This window comes from Aeromonas sp. FDAARGOS 1416 (assembly GCF_019048085.1).
GTDB lineage: Bacteria > Pseudomonadota > Gammaproteobacteria > Enterobacterales > Aeromonadaceae > Aeromonas > Aeromonas veronii.
On the sequence record NZ_CP077301.1, the window covers coordinates 2,479,414 to 2,496,492 of the forward strand.

14 protein-coding genes and 1 pseudogene are annotated in these 17,079 nt (G+C 59.4%); 3 read left to right on the top strand and 12 right to left on the bottom strand.

Features of this window, described 5'->3' with window-relative positions; translation table 11 throughout:
• Positions 1-18 precede the first annotated feature (18 nt).
• A complete protein-coding gene (locus tag I6L46_RS10980; RefSeq protein ID WP_005334784.1) occupies positions 19-1,257 on the bottom strand; it encodes a uracil-xanthine permease family protein in 1,239 nt (412 codons plus the stop codon).
• A gap of 306 nt (positions 1,258-1,563) precedes the next feature.
• Between I6L46_RS10980 and I6L46_RS10985 the strand changes: the two are divergent.
• Positions 1,564-2,790 (top strand): annotated as a pseudogene (locus I6L46_RS10985) (hypothetical protein); the annotation flags it as partial.
• A gap of 449 nt (positions 2,791-3,239) precedes the next feature.
• Complete coding sequence (locus tag I6L46_RS10990; protein WP_202002041.1) at positions 3,240-3,581, top strand: RT0821/Lpp0805 family surface protein; 342 nt, start codon at positions 3,240-3,242, stop codon at positions 3,579-3,581.
• 87 nt (positions 3,582-3,668) lie between these two features.
• Here the strand turns inward: I6L46_RS10990 and I6L46_RS10995 are convergent, their stop codons facing one another.
• Positions 3,669-5,384 carry an NAD-dependent malic enzyme gene (locus tag I6L46_RS10995; protein ID WP_100653246.1) on the bottom strand — a complete coding sequence of 572 codons (1,716 nt, stop codon included), beginning with the start codon at positions 5,382-5,384 and terminating at the stop codon, positions 3,669-3,671.
• 274 nt (positions 5,385-5,658) lie between these two features.
• On the opposite strand from I6L46_RS10995, the gene I6L46_RS11000 reads away from it, so the two are divergent.
• Complete coding sequence (locus I6L46_RS11000) at positions 5,659-6,423, top strand: ABC transporter substrate-binding protein (RefSeq protein WP_216975455.1); 765 nt, start codon at positions 5,659-5,661, stop codon at positions 6,421-6,423.
• Positions 6,424-6,510: 87 nt separating this feature from the next.
• Here I6L46_RS11000 and I6L46_RS11005 read toward each other — a convergent pair whose 3' ends face one another.
• The 10 genes from I6L46_RS11005 to I6L46_RS11050 all read right to left on the bottom strand — a co-directional run bounded on the left by I6L46_RS11005 (position 6,511) and on the right by I6L46_RS11050 (position 16,826).
• The gene (locus I6L46_RS11005) at positions 6,511-6,921 is read right to left on the bottom strand and encodes a DNA breaking-rejoining protein (protein WP_234919099.1); all 411 of its coding nucleotides are present in this window, start codon (positions 6,919-6,921) and stop codon (positions 6,511-6,513) included.
• A gap of 160 nt (positions 6,922-7,081) precedes the next feature.
• The gene (locus tag I6L46_RS11010; protein ID WP_216975458.1) at positions 7,082-8,053 is read right to left on the bottom strand and encodes a formate dehydrogenase subunit gamma; all 972 of its coding nucleotides are present in this window, start codon (positions 8,051-8,053) and stop codon (positions 7,082-7,084) included.
• Complete coding sequence (gene fdh3B, locus I6L46_RS11015) at positions 8,050-8,676, bottom strand: formate dehydrogenase FDH3 subunit beta (protein ID WP_005334799.1); 627 nt, start codon at positions 8,674-8,676, stop codon at positions 8,050-8,052. The genes I6L46_RS11010 and fdh3B overlap by 4 nt, the downstream gene beginning before the upstream one ends.
• A 4-nt stretch (positions 8,677-8,680) precedes the next feature.
• Positions 8,681-11,557: a formate dehydrogenase subunit alpha gene (locus I6L46_RS11020; protein WP_216975460.1), complete on the bottom strand. Its 2,877-nt coding sequence runs from the start codon at positions 11,555-11,557 to the stop codon at positions 8,681-8,683.
• A gap of 23 nt (positions 11,558-11,580) precedes the next feature.
• Positions 11,581-11,784 carry a transcriptional initiation protein Tat gene (locus I6L46_RS11025; protein ID WP_005303194.1) on the bottom strand — a complete coding sequence of 68 codons (204 nt, stop codon included), beginning with the start codon at positions 11,782-11,784 and terminating at the stop codon, positions 11,581-11,583.
• A gap of 101 nt (positions 11,785-11,885) precedes the next feature.
• Positions 11,886-12,503, bottom strand: coding sequence for a molecular chaperone (locus I6L46_RS11030; protein WP_075114851.1), 618 nt, complete (start codon positions 12,501-12,503; stop codon positions 11,886-11,888).
• Positions 12,504-12,513: 10 nt separating this feature from the next.
• Entirely contained in the window at positions 12,514-14,283 is a 1,770-nt protein-coding gene (locus tag I6L46_RS11035) for a 4Fe-4S dicluster domain-containing protein (protein ID WP_216975461.1), read from the bottom strand.
• 103 nt (positions 14,284-14,386) lie between these two features.
• Positions 14,387-14,980 carry a DUF3306 domain-containing protein gene (locus I6L46_RS11040; protein ID WP_216975463.1) on the bottom strand — a complete coding sequence of 198 codons (594 nt, stop codon included), beginning with the start codon at positions 14,978-14,980 and terminating at the stop codon, positions 14,387-14,389.
• A complete protein-coding gene (locus I6L46_RS11045; RefSeq protein WP_216975465.1) occupies positions 14,973-15,527 on the bottom strand; it encodes a DUF3305 domain-containing protein in 555 nt (184 codons plus the stop codon). The genes I6L46_RS11040 and I6L46_RS11045 overlap by 8 nt, the downstream gene beginning before the upstream one ends.
• A gap of 381 nt (positions 15,528-15,908) precedes the next feature.
• Positions 15,909-16,826 (bottom strand): FRG domain-containing protein, encoded by a 918-nt coding sequence (locus I6L46_RS11050; protein WP_216975467.1) that lies wholly within the window; start codon positions 16,824-16,826, stop codon positions 15,909-15,911.
• Between the last annotated feature and the right edge of the window lie 253 nt (positions 16,827-17,079).

Sequence of the window (17,079 nt, forward strand, 5' to 3'; positions counted from 1 at the left end):
ATAAACGTCTGGTGAAACTCAGTCCTTGGCCGCGTCCATCACACCCTCTTCGGAGTGCGCAGGCAGGATCAGGTTGAGCAGGATGGCGGCAACAGAGGCCAGGCCAACACCGGCCAGCGCGAAGTCGCCAATCTTCATCTCCAGCGCACCGACACCGACGGTCAGAGTCACGGCGACGATGGCGATATTGCGTGACAGTCCCAGATCCACCTTGGATTCCACCAGCGTCTTGAGACCGATGGCAGCGATGGATCCGAACAGCAGCAGCATGATACCGCCCATCACCGGCATGGGGATGGAGGTAAGCAGCGCATTGAACTTGCCGAAGAAGGCCAGAATGATGGCAAACACCGCAGCCCATGTCATGGTGACCGGATTGAAGTTGCGAGTGATCATCACGGCACCGGTCACTTCGGCGTAGGTGGTCACGGGTGGGCCACCGATGAAACCGGCGAAGCAGACGCCGATGCCGTCACCGGCCAGCGTACGGTGCAAACCCGGATCCTTGGTGTAATCCTTGCCAGTCACGCCACCAATCGCCAACACGCCACCGATATGCTCGATACAGGGGGCGATGGCTACCGGCAACATGAACAACGCAGCAGCCCAGTTGATCTCCGGGGTTTCGAAGTGGGGCAGCGCCAACCAGGGGGCGTTAACCATGCCATCGAAACTCACCTGGCCCATGAAGACCGCCGAGACATAACCGGCAATCACGCCGCACAGGATGGGGATCAGCTTGATCCACCCCTTGCAAAACACAGCTGCAATGAGGGTGACCGCCAGCGAGATACCGGCCAGTGTCAGCGCAGTTCCCGCAGGAACCACCTGCTCACTACCGGCGCGGCCCATCGCCATGTTGCAGGCAACCTGCGCCACAGAAAGACCTATGACCATGATCACCGGGCCAATCACCACCGGGGGCAGCAATTTGTGCACAAACCCCATCCCTTTTGCCCGGATCAGCGCAGCCAGAATGAAATACATGAAACCGGCGGCAAACAGGCCAAACATGGTGGATGGCAATCCCCAGGTCTGGGTGGCGTAGATGATGGGGGCGATGAAGGCAAAGCTGGAACCGAGGAAAATCGGGACCTGGCGGCGGGTGCAGAGCTGGAACAACAGGGTGCCCACACCGGCGCCAAGCAGGGCCATGGAGGGGTTCAGTCCGGTGAGCAGGGGCACCAGAACCATGGCACCGAAGGCGACAAACAGGATTTGCAGCCCGGCGACACTTTGCTTGACTAAGGAAAACATGGATGTCCTTAATTTTTTGATAACTGACGGGGATATTTATCACTTTTCAGTTATCACAAGACTTTTCCAAGGCACAAAATGAACACAAATACGTCACTTGTTGCCTTTTACTGCTTGGGAAGGGCATGAAACTGGCTTTTTAGGCGGGATTCGTTGCTACAAGCATCGAGTATGTGATTTTACGCATTATTGTGACGAACGCCAATCGTTTTTCCATCATGTTTATTGTGTTTATGGTCAAAAATGCCGCCGCCAGGGGCGCGCTCTATAATGGATCCTGTGAATCAAGATGGACAAGGAGTCCCCATGTCACAGCCCCCATTCAAGGCCAGCCAGCGCAGATTGCTTATTGGCTCGGCCATCGCACTCGCCCTGTTTGCGAACCCGTTCAGTTATGATTTCGCCCAAAATGAGTGGCAAATGAATCAGGCCTATGCCAAGTCCTGCTTTATCGCCGGCACTCGCATCACGATGGCCGATGGTTCCACCCGCCCGATAGAAACGCTCCGGGTCGGTGAACAGGTGCTGGATCAGCACGGCGGCAGTAACCGGATCCTGGCGATCGAACGGGTCATACTGGGCAAGCGCAGACTCTACGGGATCAATGATCTGCCCCCGTTCTTTACCGCAGAGCACCCTCTGCTGACCACTCGGGGCTGGGCGGCCATCTCACCGGCCATGACCCGAACCGAAAACCCGCAACTGGCGGTGCTGCCGCTATTTACCGGCATGCAGATAATGTGTCGCCCGGCACCTGCCATGGTGACGGGCAATCTGGCCCTGAAACCCCAGCCGGAATTACTGCTGGTTGAGTCACTCTGCTGGATCGAGGCATCTCCCACTACCGCACTCTTCAATCTGCTGCTCGATGGCAGCCACAGCTACATCGCCAATGAGCTGATCGTTCACAACAAAGATGGCGATGGTGGCAGTGGGGGCAGCAGTGGTGGAGGCAGCAACAGCGGCGGAGGCAGCAACAGCGGCGGAGGCAGCAACAGCGGCGGTGGCAGCGACAGCGGCGGTGGCAGCGACAGCGGCGGTGGCAGCGACAGCGATGGGGGCAGCAACAGCGGCGGAGGCAGCAACAGCGGTGGTGGCAGCAACAGCGGTGGTGGCAGCAACAGCGGTGGTGGCAGCAACAGCGGTGGTGGCAGCAACAGCGGCGGAGGCAGCGACAGCGGCGGTGGCAGCGACAGCGATGGGGGCAGCGATGACAGTGGCAGCCAAGGCGAGCATGCCGGCGGAGAGCAGCATGGTGGAGGTGAACGGCATGCTGGTGGAGAAAAACATGCAGGGGGAGAACGCCATGGGGGTGGCCGCGGATTTGGCAATGGCGTTGATGACAACGGTGTAGATGCCGTCGATGCCAATGGCAACAAGCTCAGAGGTGACGGCACAGTCGATGACAACGGCGTGGATGCCGTCGATGCCAACGGCAACAAGCTCAGGGGTGATGGCACCATCGATGACAACGGCGTGGATGCCATCGATGCCAACGGCAACAAGCTCAGGGGTGATGGCACCATCGATGACAACGGCGTGGATGCCATCGATGCCAATGGCAACAAGCTCAGAGGCGATGGCACAGTCGATGACAACGGCGTGGATGCCGTCGATGCCAACGGCAACAAACTAAGAGGTGATGGCACGGTCGATGACAACGGTGTGGATGCCGTCGATGCCAACGGCAACAAACTCAGGGGCGATGGCACGGTCGATGACAACGGTGTGGATGCCGTCGATGCCAACGGCAACAAGCTCAGAGGTGATGGCACAGTCGATGACAACGGCGTGGATGCCGTCGATGCCAACGGCAACAAGCTCAGGGGTGATGGCACCATCGATGACAACGGCGTGGATGCCGTCGATGCCAACGGCAACAAACTAAGAGGTGATGGCACGGTCGATGATCGCCAGCAAGTGCTTACCGATGAGCAGGAGCGGGCGCTGCTCAACAACGGTTTTCGCCAACAGGGGCAACTATAATGCGATATCTGTTACCACTCCTCCTGCTCGGCCTCACTGGCTGCGCCACGGTCGACACCCCGCCGCTTTACCATCAGATGGATAAGGCAGATGTTCAACTAGCCAATCAGGCCCTTGCCAAGGCGCTGGAAACCCGCACCAAAGGGCAAAGCCTCACCTGGTTCAATCCGGCTAACCGTCACTCGGGTAGCGTCACCCCGCTACGCACCTTCCGCCATCCCAGTGGGGAGTGGTGCCGCGACTATCGCGAGCAACTCTATATCGGCAAGGCGAGCCAGCAGTGGCAGGATACCGCCTGTCGCAGTCAGCAAGGGCGCTGGCGGCCATTGCGAACTTAGTGAATGCCACGGGGTAAACGAAAGGGGGTAGCAGCGCTACCCCCTTGTCATCTTTACCGACCCGTTATCCGAGCGGTGAATATGCGGTTATACCCGACGATAGGGCAGGTAAACCGGCTCCCACATGTGGTTGAGGATATGCTGCTGTAGATCCTGACCGATCAGTGGGTGGGAGGGATCCCGACGCACGATATCCTTGAGCACGGCGGTCGCCACATGCACCGAGATGCTGCGCAGCTCGCGAATGCGGGGATAAACGGCCCCTTTCGCCAGGTCCACCTCACTCACGCACTCAGCCAGCGCAAAGGCGGCGGTCGTGAAGACATCGGGCGTGATCTCGCGGATCTGGCTGACGATGGCCGCCAGACCTACACCGGGGAAGATAAAGACGTTGTTGCCCTGCCCGACCCTGAACTCCTGCCCCTCGTAGCTCACGTCCTTGAAGGGACTACCGGTCGCCACGATCGCCTTGCCCTTGCTCCAGCGGTAGATATCTTCCGGCAGCGCTTCACAGTTTGCTGTGGGGTTGGAGAGCGGGAATACCATGGGGCGCTCGCAATGTTTCAGCATCAGCTGGATGTGCTCTTCTTGGAAGGCCCCGCCCGAGCCGCTGGTACCCAGTAGCACGGTAATGGGCACATGACGCAGCACATCGGCCAGATTAGCCTTGCCGGGCACCTCGGTATCCCAGCCCGCCAGCAGCAACCCCGGCTTGGCGTAGCGACGCTTGTACTCGTCGAGCCCGTCCCGGTTGTCGCACACCAGCCCCTGGGTATCCAGAATATAGATGCGATCGCGGGCCGCCTGCGGATCCATACCCTCGCGGATCATTCCCGCGCAGATCTGATCCGCGACGCCAACCCCACCGGCGCCAGCGCCGTAGACCAGATAGTTCTGCTGGCCCAGGGTCTCCCCCTTGACCTTGACCGCGCCTATGATACCGGCCAGCACCACGGCACCGGTGCCCTGAATGTCATCGTTGAATGACGGCAGTGCCTGCTGGTAGCGGGCCAGATTATTGAAGGCATTGGATTTGCTGAAGTCTTCCCACTGCAGCACGGCATTGGGGAAGTGGCGCTTGACCCCCTGCACGAACTTGTCGATGAACTCTTCGTACTCCTTGCCACGAATACGCTTGTGGGGGCGGCCCAGATACATGGGATCATCGAGCAGTTTCTGGTTGTCGGTGCCCACATCCAGCGCGATGGGCATGCAGCAGGCGGGGTGAATCCCGGCCCCCAGGGTATAGAGCGCCAGCTTGCCGATGGGGATGCCCATGCCGCCAACACCCTGGTCGCCGATCCCCAGAATGCCCTGGCTGTCGGTGACGACGATGATGCGGATCGATTTGGCATCGAAGTGACGGGCCTGACTGCCCATGTCATCCACGTTGTCCGGGGTGATGTAGAGGCCGCGGGGCTTCTGGAAGCGGTGGCTGAACTCCTGACACGCCTTGCCCACGGTCGGGGTATAGATGTAGGGAGTCATCTCCTCCACATGGCGTGACAACAGGGCATAGAAGAGAGTCTCGTTGCGATCCTGCAGGGCACGCAGGTTCTGGTACTTCTCGATATCGCTGCAAGCGCTCTTGAACCCCTCATACACTCGCTCGAGCTGGGCTTCAAAAGTTTGCACCTGAGGCGGCAACAAACCATCGAGATCAAAATCGGCCCGCTCCTGTTCGGTGAAGGCCGTGCCCTTGTTGAGGTATCGATTGTTAAGCAGATCAGTGCCGGTCAGTGCAACGGGGCGAAAATCCTGTCCCTGTGCATCTTTCCACAGCAGATATTGTCCGGTAGCCATAGTCATTCTCTTTGATTTACGTGAAATTGCCGTTCGGCAGGAGAGCAAGACTCATAATGAAATCAATCATATGACGTTTACTCGATCGGTTTTGTGAGCTTGGGCATACCCTGCGGCCAAAATAGGCGTCCGGCGGCCCCGGCGAGACAAATATCCACGGCAAGGAATGAGACTCATGTTAGCATTGCGGGCAACCCAGCCCCTTTCACCGCATCACAGCCGGGAGTGACCTGATGCCCTCGCCTCTGCCAGCCTGCGTCCCCTTCTTCCTGCCATGCGCCTGATCCCGCTGCTTGCTCTGTGGTTGTTTCTGACCAGCCAATCGGCTCTCGCCGCACCGGGCCGGGTGCTCAACATCATCGTGGGTGAATGGCCCCCTTTCGTCTCCGAGCAATCAAAACAGCATGGTCCCGTGGCCCACCTCATCAGCGATCTGTTCAAGGAGGCGGGCTATGAGGTGAAGTTCCACTTCGCCCCCTGGGGTCGGGTCTATTCGCTGGCGGCCAACAGCCAGCTCTACGATGCCACCGCCGTCTGGATGCACAAACCGGAGCGGGAGCAGGATTTTCTGTTCAGCGAAGCGGTGCTGCAGGAGCAGTTTGTCTTCTTCTCCCTCAAATCACGGCAGCTGCAGGCCGAGCGCCTTGAGCAGATCATCGGCATGCGGTTGGGGGGCGATATCGCCTATAGCTACGGGCCCGAGCTGGACAAGATGGTGGCCGATGGCAAGGTAACCCAACAGAAAGTCACCGATGTGAAACAGAATTTCGGCAAGCTGCTGCGCGGGCGGATCGACCTCTATCCGCAAGAGCTGCGAGTCGGTCTGGCCGAGTTGCAGAGCCAGTTCGCCCCCGCCAGCGCGGCACTCATCACCCACAGTCAGACCCCTTTTCTGCGCAACGACAGCTTCGTGATGTTCCCGCGCAAGATGCCGGATTCAGCCAAACTGCGGGATCAGTTCAATCAGCAGTTGCAGCAGGCCATCGCCAGCGGACGTTATCAGCGCTACTTCGAACGGCTGGCCCAGGGTGAATATTGACCTTGGCGAGGCAAAAACAGAGGGGATAAAACAACGGTGGCGGCCCTTTGTGGCCGCCACCTCTGTGATGCTTGTCAGCTGCTGGCATTAGCCGCTGATGCCCACCTCCAGCTTGAACGGCGTCTTGGCCTTGCTGCTCTCGGCCGCCCCCATCTGGTAGACCCGAATGGTATAAGTGCCCTTGGCAGGCAGGGTTGCCTCAAAGTTGTTCCCGTCACGAGAGCCAACAAAGATCGCCTCCCCCTTGCTGCCCGGCGGCAGAATATTGAAGTAGGGCTTGCCGGTCAGGATCACCACCATGCTCTGGCCCTTGTTGGCCGTCAGCTTGTAATCGAGGGTCTGGCTACCCTGAATGGTACTGTTGATGGTTGCCCCTGACTCCCCCTTCTTGAACTGCACCTGCTGGGTCTTGATCCCGTCAGCCGCCTGCGCCACGCCCGCAATACCACCGAAGAGTGCAGATGCACATACCGCCGCCAGCCATGCTTTTCTCATCATTTGTCATCCCTTGTGTGAATGGAACCCCTGTTACTGTTGCTCAAGGTGGCCCAAAAAACCATCGCCGTTTGCGGCATCGCTCAATCAATTTGCCATCACCATCGACCCGCCATCAAAAGGGGCGCCGCTGCGCCCCTTCTCTTTTACTCTTTGTCGACCATCAGCTTGATTTGCCCGACTTGGGCTCATCGAGGGTGTGCTTGACCTCTTCATACCAGAGGTCGTGGTGCTCCTTGGCCCAGGTCTCGTCCACCTCGCCGGTCACCATCCCCTCCAGCGCCCCTTCCAACTGGAACAGGCCCATGTAGATATGGAAAATAAAGCCGCAGATAAGGATCAGTGCTCCGACGATATGGATGAAGCTGGCCCACTCCATCTGGCGGCGCAGCTGGCCGAAGATTGGGAAGTCGAGGAACAACCCGGTCGCCACCACAATGCTGCCAAACCAGATGAGCAACCAGAAGATCGCCTTCTCGCCGCCGTTGGAGAAGCCCGCCGAGGGGTGACTTCCCTTGTGCTTGCCGAGCATGCCACCAAACTTCATGAACCACTGCACATCCACCATATTGACGATGTTGTGGCGGAACCACTTGATGAGCACCCCCATCAGGCAGAGGAAGAAAAGCGGCCCCACGTAGTTGTGGAACACCTTGGCAAACCAGATCCAGTTCTCCCACACCCCGAGGCTCACCACCGGCTTGATGAAGTACTTGCCATAGATGATGGCCAGCCCCGACCCGGAGAGGGTCAGGAACATAGCCGCCGTGGTCCAGTGCAGTGCCCGATCCAGCCTGCTCCAGCGCTTGAGCTTGCGCCCGGTGCGCGGTTTGGAGAGCTTGGTCTGCCCCACGATCAGGTACATCAGACCGCACATGGCCAAGGAGCCGAAGATGGCGATGGCGCCAAGCGGCGACACCCACTTGGTCTTCACCTCGAACCAGAGCTGGCCCGGCACCGAGATAAGCACTCCGTGCTCCGGCGAGCGGGAGGTGGTCACCCCCTCCTGCCCATCCTTCACCGCACGCCAATAATCGGCGCCGGCAAAGCCGACCGCCTCTTTCTCGGCATCGGCGAAACTTGCGGTACTCACCAGCAGCAGGGCAGCAAACAGGGCCATTAGCCAGGTTTTCATGCCGCCCCTCCCTGCTTGTTCAGCTTACTGGCATCGTGGAACAGCTCATCGCCATTACCCCAAGCCGCATCCTTGGCACCGCGATAGGCAACCCGCTCGCGGAAGATGTCGGAGATCACCTGCGCATCCCCTGCCAGCAGTGCTTTGGTGGAGCAGAGCTCGGCACACATGGGCAGCTTGCCCTCGGCGATGCGGTTGGCACCGTACTTCTGGCGCTCCGCCTCGCTGTGATCCTCTTCCGGGCCGCCGGCGCAGAAGGTGCACTTGTCCATCTTGCCCCGATCGCCAAAGGCGGCGGTTTTCGGGAACTGGGGCGCCCCGAACGGGCAGGCAAACAGGCAGTAGCCACAACCGATGCAGAGATCCTTGTTGTGCAGCACTATGCCGTCGTCGGTGTGATAGAAGCAGTCGGCCGGGCAGACCGCCATGCAGGGGGCGTCGGTGCAATGCATGCAGGCGACCGAGATGGAGGTCTCACCCGGCAGGCCGTCGTTGAGGGTCACCACTCGGCGGCGCTGGATGCCCCACTCGAGGGCATCGTCGTTCTCGTTCTTGCACGCCGTCACACAACCGTTGCACTCGATGCAGCGCTTGGTGTCACACATGAATTTCATTCTGGCCATGGGATCAGGCTCCTACTTTGCGAAAACGGCACAGGGTGACCTTGGTCTCCTGCATCTGGGTGACCGGGTCATAGCCATAGGTGGTGACTATGTTGACCGACTCTCCCAGCACATAGGGGTCAGACCCTTCCGGATACTTGGATCGCAGATCCTGGCCCTCGAAGTGACCACCGAAGTGGAACGGCATAAAGGCGAGCCCTGGTTTGACCCGAGGGGTCACCAGCGCCTTGACCTTGACCCGGCCCCCTTCCGGCCCCTCCACCCACACATCCTGACCGTCGCGCACGCCGACGTCGTTGGCATCCGCCGGGTTCATTTCGACGAACATCTCCTGCTGCAATTCAGCCAGCCAGGGGTTGGAGCGGGTCTCATCACCGCCCCCTTCGTACTCCACCAGACGGCCGGAGGTGAGGATGATGGGGAACTCCTTGCTGACATCCTTCTCCTGCACCGAGGCGTACTGGGTTGGCAGGCGCCACAGGCTCTTTGAATCAGGCCAGGTGGCGTAGTCGGCCAGCAGATCCCGGCGCGGGGTGTAGAGCGGCTCGCGGTGCTTGGGCACCTGATCCGGGAAGGTCCACACCACGCAGCGCGCCTTGGCGTTACCGTAGGGGACGAAGCCGTGCTTGATGGCGACCCGCTGGATACCGCCGGAGAGATCAGTCTTCCAGTTCTTGCCCTCGGCCTCTTTTTTCTCGGCCTCGGTCAGCTCATCCCACCAGCCGAGCTGCTTCATCAAGTCGGCAGTGATCTCGGGATAACCGTCTTCCACCTCGCTCCCTTTCGGCCAGGAGTCTTCGGCGAGCAGCGAGACGCCCTGATACTCGATGCCGAAACGTGCGCGGAAACCTCCGCCCCCTTCCGATACCGGAATGCTGGTGTCGTAGAGGATGTGGCTGCCGGGGTGCTTCATCTCCGGAGTTCCCCAGCAGGGCCAGGGCAGACCGTACACTTCGCCATTGACCGGGCCGCCCTCGGCCTTGAGGTTGGTCTTGTGGAAGGTGTGCCAGTTCTGCTGGTGCGCCTTGAGCCGCTCCGGGCTCTGGCCGGTGTAGCCCACACTCCACATGCCGCGGTTGTACTCGCGGGTGATATCTTCCAGCAGTGGCTGGTTGTTCTCCACCTTGATGTGCTTGAACAGCTGGTCGGCAAAGCCGAGCTTCTTGCTCAGCAGATACATGATCTCGTGGTCGACCTTGGATTCGAACAGGGGTTCTATCACCTTGTCGCGCCACTGCATGGAGCGGTTGGTGGCGGTGACGGAACCATAGGTCTCGAACTGGGTGGTGGCCGGCAGCAGGTAGACGCCGTCGGTACGATCGTTCATGACGGCAGCGACTGTGGGATACGGGTCGACAATCACCATCATGTCGAGCTTTTGCATCGCCTTCTTCATTTCCGGGCCGCGGGTCTGGGAGTTGACCGCATGGCCCCAGTAGAACATGGCGCGGATGTTGGAGCCCTGCTCGATGAGATCGGCGTTCTCCAGCACCCCGTCCACCCAGCGTGAGACCGGAATGCCGTTGTTGTTCATCGGCAGCTTGCCGTTGTAGGCCTTGTTGTCAAAACGTGCCTTGATCCACTCGTAATCGACATCCCACACCCGGGCCCAGTGCTTCCAGGAGCCCTCTTCCAGCCCGTAGTAGCCGGGCAGGGAATCGGAGGTGACGCCAAAATCGGTGGCGCCCTGCACGTTGTCGTGACCACGGAAGATGTTGGTGCCCGCCCCGCTCTTGCCCACGTTGCCGAGGGCCAGTTCGAGGATGCAGTAGGCGCGGGTGTTGTTGTTGCCGGTGGTGTGCTGGGTGCCGCCCATGCACCAGACCACGCAGCCGGGGCGGTTGTCGGCCAGCAGCTTGGCGGCGCCATAGACCTGCTGTTCGTTGAGGCCAGTCACCCGCTCAACTTCCGCCGGAGTCCAGCGCGCCACCTCTTTTTGCACCTCGTCCATGCCATAGACGCGGGTGCGGATGAACTCCTTGTCTTCCCAGCCGTTCTTGAAGATGTGCCAGAGCATGCCCCAGATAAAGGCGACGTCGGTGCCCGGGCGCAGGGAGAGGTACATGTCCGCCTTGGCGGCAGTGCGGGTGCGACGCGGGTCAACTACCAGGATCTTGCAGCCGTTGCGCTCTTTTGCCAGCAGGATGTGCTGCATGGCGACCGGGTGGGCCTCCGCCGGGTTGGAGCCGATGAACATGATCGACTTGCTGTTGTGCATGTCGTTCAGGCTGTTGGTCATGGCGCCGTAGCCCCAGGTATTGGCTACGCCAGCGACCGTGGTGGAGTGGCAGATCCGCGCCTGGTGATCCACGTTGTTGGTGCCCCACAGGGAGGCCATCTTGCGAAACAGGTAGGCCTGCTCGTTGGAGTGCTTGGCGGAGCCGAGCCAGTAGACGCTGTCGGGGCCGGACTCCTTGCGAAGGCGCAGCACCTCGTTACCCACCTCTTCGATGGCCTGATCCCAGCTGATGCGCTGCCACTTGCCGCCCACCAGCTTCATCGGGTACTTGAGGCGACGCTCACCGTGGCCGTGCTCGCGCAGGGCCGCCCCCTTGGCGCAGTGACCGCCAAGGTTGAAGGGGTGATCAAAGGCCGGCTCCTGACCGGTCCAGACGCCGTTTTGCACCTCGGCATAGACGCCGCAGCCCACCGAGCAGTGGGAACAGATGGTGCGCTTCACCTCGACCGGCACCCCGGCCGCCACAGTTTTGGCTTCGGCCCGCTGCATCATGGCCGGGGCCAGCCAACCGGCGGCCACGGCGCCACCGGCCACCAGACCGGAGTTGACCATAAAGGCGCGACGGGTCAGCCCCTGACCGCGAATGGCCTCATTGCCCTGCTCGCCCGCCTGGGGCTGCTCGGCACGTTTTGTCAGTTTCATGAGTTCTCCTTCACTGATCCGGCTCAGTCGGTGCCGCGCAGGGTGCGATAAAAGTCGTGAACATGGGGGGTCTCCCGATAGCCCTTGTCAGGCTCGGTGTCGTGGGTCAGCACCTCTTTGCCCACCACCCGACCGGTGGCACCGGCCAATACGCCTATGGTGGCGACCACGCCAACTCCCTTGATCAGATTGCGGCGGGACGGGTCTTTCAGCTGTTCATCGCTCATTCTTGTGACCTCTATTGTTGTTCTTGCTGGCGCCTGCGCGCCAGCTTCGCGTCCAATGGGATATCTCGTCTGTTCGTTTTGTTGTGGGTGGTTCGGGGCATTCAGCCCGGCACCACGCAGGCGCCAAACGGCAGGCGCAATTCGTTTTCCAGCTTGAAGAAATCTTCGGCAAGGGCGCCGACCGCCCGGTAGAAGCTGCCCCCTTTCGCCTGTTGCTGATCGCGGCAGCAGGCGAGTACCCAGGGGGCAAGGTGGCGCTCATAGAAGCGGTTGCGCTCCGGGTGTTGCTCGGCAATCAGTACCGCCATCACCTCACAGAGGGCGGCGAGATGATCTTCCGGCTCGCACACTCCGCTCTGGCGCTCAAAACCGAGGGACTGCAGATCTGCGCGCAGCACCGCCAGCGGCAGCTCCATCAATGAGCCGGTGAGATACCAGGAGGCAAACGGCACGATCTCTCCGCGCCCCAGCCCGATAAAGAGATCCTGATACTCCTCGGCAAGCTCGTTTTCGTGGTGGCTGCTGGCCGCCAGCTGCACCAGCCCCAGCCCTCTGGCAAAGGGGCCCGGCATCGGCTGCAACCCTTGCAGCCAGGCGAGCTGTTCGCCACGGGGGGCGGCGCGCCAGAGGCTCGCCAGCAGGGCGTAGAGATCGGCGCTGCTCTGTTCCAGTTCGGTCATGGTCAGTTCGCCAGCCTTTTCGTTATGTTGTTCACTCATCACTGGCCCCTCACACCTTGAGCTGGGAGACGGGATCCGCCGCCAGCGCCGCAAACACATCCTTGACCCGACAGTCCTCGCACATCAGCAGCCGCTGGGCGGCCTCGTTCTGGAAGTGGGAGTGACCGGCCAGTTTTTGCTGGATGCGGCGGATCATCGAGGCGGGCGCGAACGGCTTGCCGCAACGAATGCAGCAGGCCGCCTCTTCGGCTTTGAGGCTCTGCACGGCGCGGCGCGCCTCGGGCACGGGTTGCAGGCGGGGCATCAGTACGATGGCCTGCTCGGGGCACGCCTTTTCGCACATGCCGCACTGGATGCAATCCTGCTCGATAAAGTTGAGACCCGGAGTGTGCCCCACCGCATGCAGGGCACGGCTCGGGCAGACCGCCACGCAACCCATGCAGAGGGTGCAGTCAGACTCTTTGAGTTCCACACTGCCGTAAGGGGCACCGTGGGGCACCGCCAGCGGCTCACGGCTCCCCTCATTGGCCTGCCAGAGGGCATCGAAGGCGGCAAACAGGTTCTCCCGTTTATCCCCTTTGAGCGGCTTCTCCAGCAGGGCAACGGCTGGCAGGCCGGAGATCGGCTTATCTTCGGCATCAACGTTAAACAGGGTGATGCGATCGGCAGCGAGACCGGCACCCGCCAACAGCACGGCGGCGCTCGCCAGCTCCCGCTCAACCAATGCCCGCACACTTGCGGGAGCATCATCACCGAGCGCAATGCACACCGCACTGGCGCCATAGGCGAGGGCGGCGAACCAGCTCTCGATACCCAAACTCGCGCTCTCCTCCACCCAGACTGGCAGCCAGTTGGCAGGCAAACGGGTGAGTTCGGCTTCCACCCATTCGCGCTCGTTTTCGCCGGCGATCAGCAGTCGAGGCGCTTCGCCCCCCGCCTCGCGGTAGTGCTTGAGCAATCGGAACAGATAGTCGCCGCTGGTGTTGGCGTCGGGCTGGTGATAGGCAATCGCCCCGGTCGGACAGGCCGAGGCGCAGCTACCAAAGCCCTGACAGAGATGGGGATCGATCTGGATGCGACCATTGATGGGCTTGAGCGCATCAGTCGGACAGACATCAAGGCAGCGGCTGCAACCGGGCACGCCACGGGCGGTAAAGGCGCAGGCCTCGGGGTCGAGACGAAAATAGCGAGGTTTGTCGAAGATACCGGTCAGCGCACAGAGCTCAGCGAGTCGTTCGACCAAGCCAACATCATCGGCCAGATGCAGATAGCCGACCGGCGGGCGTTCCAGCGCAAAGAGCGGGGCACGGCCCAGATCGGCCACCAGATCAAAGTGCGGTTCACGTGGCTGTTCACTAACAGCAGCCGCTTGGTGTGGAAAGCCTTGTTGTGGGAAGCAAAGCGCAGCCAGGTTAACCCGCTCACCCTGCCCATTGAGGCCGGTGAGCTGGAACTGCCCCAGATACCCTGTCAGGCTCGGCTCGCGCAGGGTCAGGGCCGCGAGGGATGCGGTGGCATCGAAAATGGCTTCGAGATCCGCCGCCTCGGCATCAAAAACGGATTCGGTCACCAGCAAAGTGGGCTTCACCCCGGCGGGCAGCTGGCTGGCAGCGCGGCGAATGCGATCTTCCGGGCCGACCAGCAGCAGGCGCCCCTGACTCTGGTAAGAGACAGTGGCCGGGATCAGGTTGTCGGTCTTGACCGTATGCTGCAGGGCATAGGCGCGAGCGCGCGCGTTATGCTCGGCCGCCCCCGCCTCGCGGGCTAGATTTGGGGCCAGATTTGGGGTCAGATTTGGCAATGTTTGTTCAGTGCTCACATACGCTCCTGTGCGCGCCACCTCATGGGATGGGCGCTTGTTGGTAAGCCGAGAGAGCAAGAGGCGAGCCAACTCCCCCGGAAAAAAAGTGACTGACAGGGAGTCAGGATCCTGAGGGTTCCATTCCCCCACCTTTGGTTGGGACATTTTGTCCACCAAAGGAAACCAAAATGTCCCGATCGTCGGTGTGGGTTTGAGAATGGTTATCAGCCAGCTCGTCGGCGGCAGGCTCGCTGGCAAGCGCCACCGGTTCAGCAGATCCGCTGGCCGGATTGGTCGATTCGCTCTCCGGGGCGATCACCAGATCCACCAGCCAGTTGCGCAGCCCGGCGGTCAGGGCCGCAGGCAACAATTCGGGCTGGCTAAAATCCTGGGTGTAGTCGTCGAGCCCATCAGGCTTGTGAGTGCGAAACATGGCCCGCAGCGCCTCCCTGTCGGGGAGTTTGGCCTTGTCCGGCTGAGCCGTTATTAGCGGCGGTTCGCCACTCCCAGCCCCCTCAACGGCAAGGGATTCACTGCTCCCCTTGTCAGTGCTGACTACGGGGCTAACCAGCGCAATATCTGGAGTTTCACCTTCGCCACTGCCTTCGATGGGGGCGGCAACCGCCTCGGGGATACCCTCTTCCCGTGGCTGCAATACCTGATGCTTGCGCGCCTCACTCTTGCGCGACGACCAGCGCTTGAGGAACTCACTCATGGGCGCGATTTCCGCTGTCACTGCCACGCTCACGGCCATCGGGGCCGGTGGCCTTGACGGCGCCGCAGCTGGCTTGATCCTGGCTATCGACTCCCAGCTGATCCTGCGCCCGTCCCTTGCCCTTCTTGCCCTTACGACGGGCCTCCAGCAGCTCGCCATGGCGACCGATAAAGGCCTCCACCCAGGCTTGCAGCGCCTCGGGCAGCGGGCAGGAGAGCACCTGCCGCTCGCCATCCATATAGGCAGCGGCCACGGTCTGGCTCAGGGTCAGACCATCGGCCATAAAACCAGTGTCCACACGGCTTCCGGTGACAAAGAGGCGGGGCGAGCCGGAGCTCAAATTGAAGCGATAATCCCCCCGTTCATCGCGAAACAGGGTAAGAGGCAGCGCACCGGCCGCCTCAGGTTCGGCGGGGTGGAGCGCCGCAATCTCGAAACGGCGGCTCTGCCAGCGGCCAACCTGGCTGTCGATGGCCTTTAACTCCAGTTGCAGCCAGCGCTGCGGGGGCAAGGTATTGGTTGTCTCTTGCACTGTCACGGCTCCCATTAGAAGGTCTCTGCCGGGCCGCCCTCCCCCGTGATCCACCCTGTTCGGGGCGGCTCACGGCAGGAGATTTATGGCGGCCACGGCCATCAATGGGATAAGACTTAGCAAGAGTGGGGCCAAGGCCGGTTTGGTAGTTGATGGAGGCATTGCTGCGGGTTGGCGCGTTGTGCGGGATATGGATCGGCGCGGGCGTAGGTTGGTGCAGAGCGCAGCGAAGCCCAACAGGCGGCGTAAAACCAATCCGTCAGTGCTTGTTCGAGGGAATGGCAATAATCAAATAAGGCCGAATTATCCGATTATTGCCTTGATAAGGCTGTTCGCGGTAAACGTTGGGCTTCACTTCGTTCAGCACCAACCTACGATTTAGTCCGACATAATAAATTAAAGATCACTATTAATATCCGTGCCATAATTTTTATTGCTGATTATCCGTGAGTATATTGCATCCTGAACAGCTTTCCCTGCACCATCAGCACTAGGATAAATCGTTGCTGCATTAATACCAACTTTCAAGCAGAGGCGATATAAACTCAAAACTTCGGTTACCGGCAGAGTTAACTTTAATAGTGGTGTTTTTGGTAACTTTGAGAATTCATATTCAAGGCCAGATATTTCGAAATCACCACCTCGATGACCAGAATGAGGATGAACAGTAAACAAACCTGACTGAGCGGACACATGATTTGACGTGCTACCAGGAACTTGCACCACCTGAACATTCTGATAATCGCCAACTCTTTCCGTATTAAATACCCATATAGCTAGTTTGCTATTATCTTTCCAATTTACATGATTAGCCATGGCACTAGAAACAGCGAAATATACTGCTACATATGGTTGTTTTGTCCAATCAAGCAAACGAGTTGGAACCCCGTGATGCTGTGCTAAAGCCATTAATTCTATGAGTTCATGATTTGGCCAAAGTTCGGGCCTAATATAGTATCGGTCTTGTACTTGAGAACTTAAAATTTCACGACGAAATTTCATAGAATCATTTGGGATGCGAACCCCAATGCTATCACAGTATTTAGAAAATTCCTCTAGCAGACAAATTTCTGTAAACACCAATTCATCAGCCGTACATCTTCTGCCCATAAACTTCAATAATGGATTTAGATTTTCATTACGCAACAATGATGGAATAAGAGACCATTCGGCATCAGCTTGACCACGATAAACAATATTTGATGGCTCATCGAAAAATGATTTGGTCGGGCTCAATGCTTCCCATAGGTCACTTGCAGTAAAATAATTAATCTCTTCGAATGCGGGGAACGACATCAATTTATCCTGTATCATGATAGCTTCATGTTTTATAGACTAACTCACCACTACTCACCAAAGAAAAATGAGTATATGAGCCATCCATATACTCATGCGCTTACAATAATTTGTCCAGCCAAGTTTATACACTCAACCAATAAAATCTATTATGTCGCCAGCCTTCAATCAAACTCTTGCAGGGTAAGATTATGCCTGCAGTAGAAAGAGAGCACAGCCTAAATATTTTTTGGAACAAAACTTGCTGTATCCCTCCCCTTAGATCCCGGCA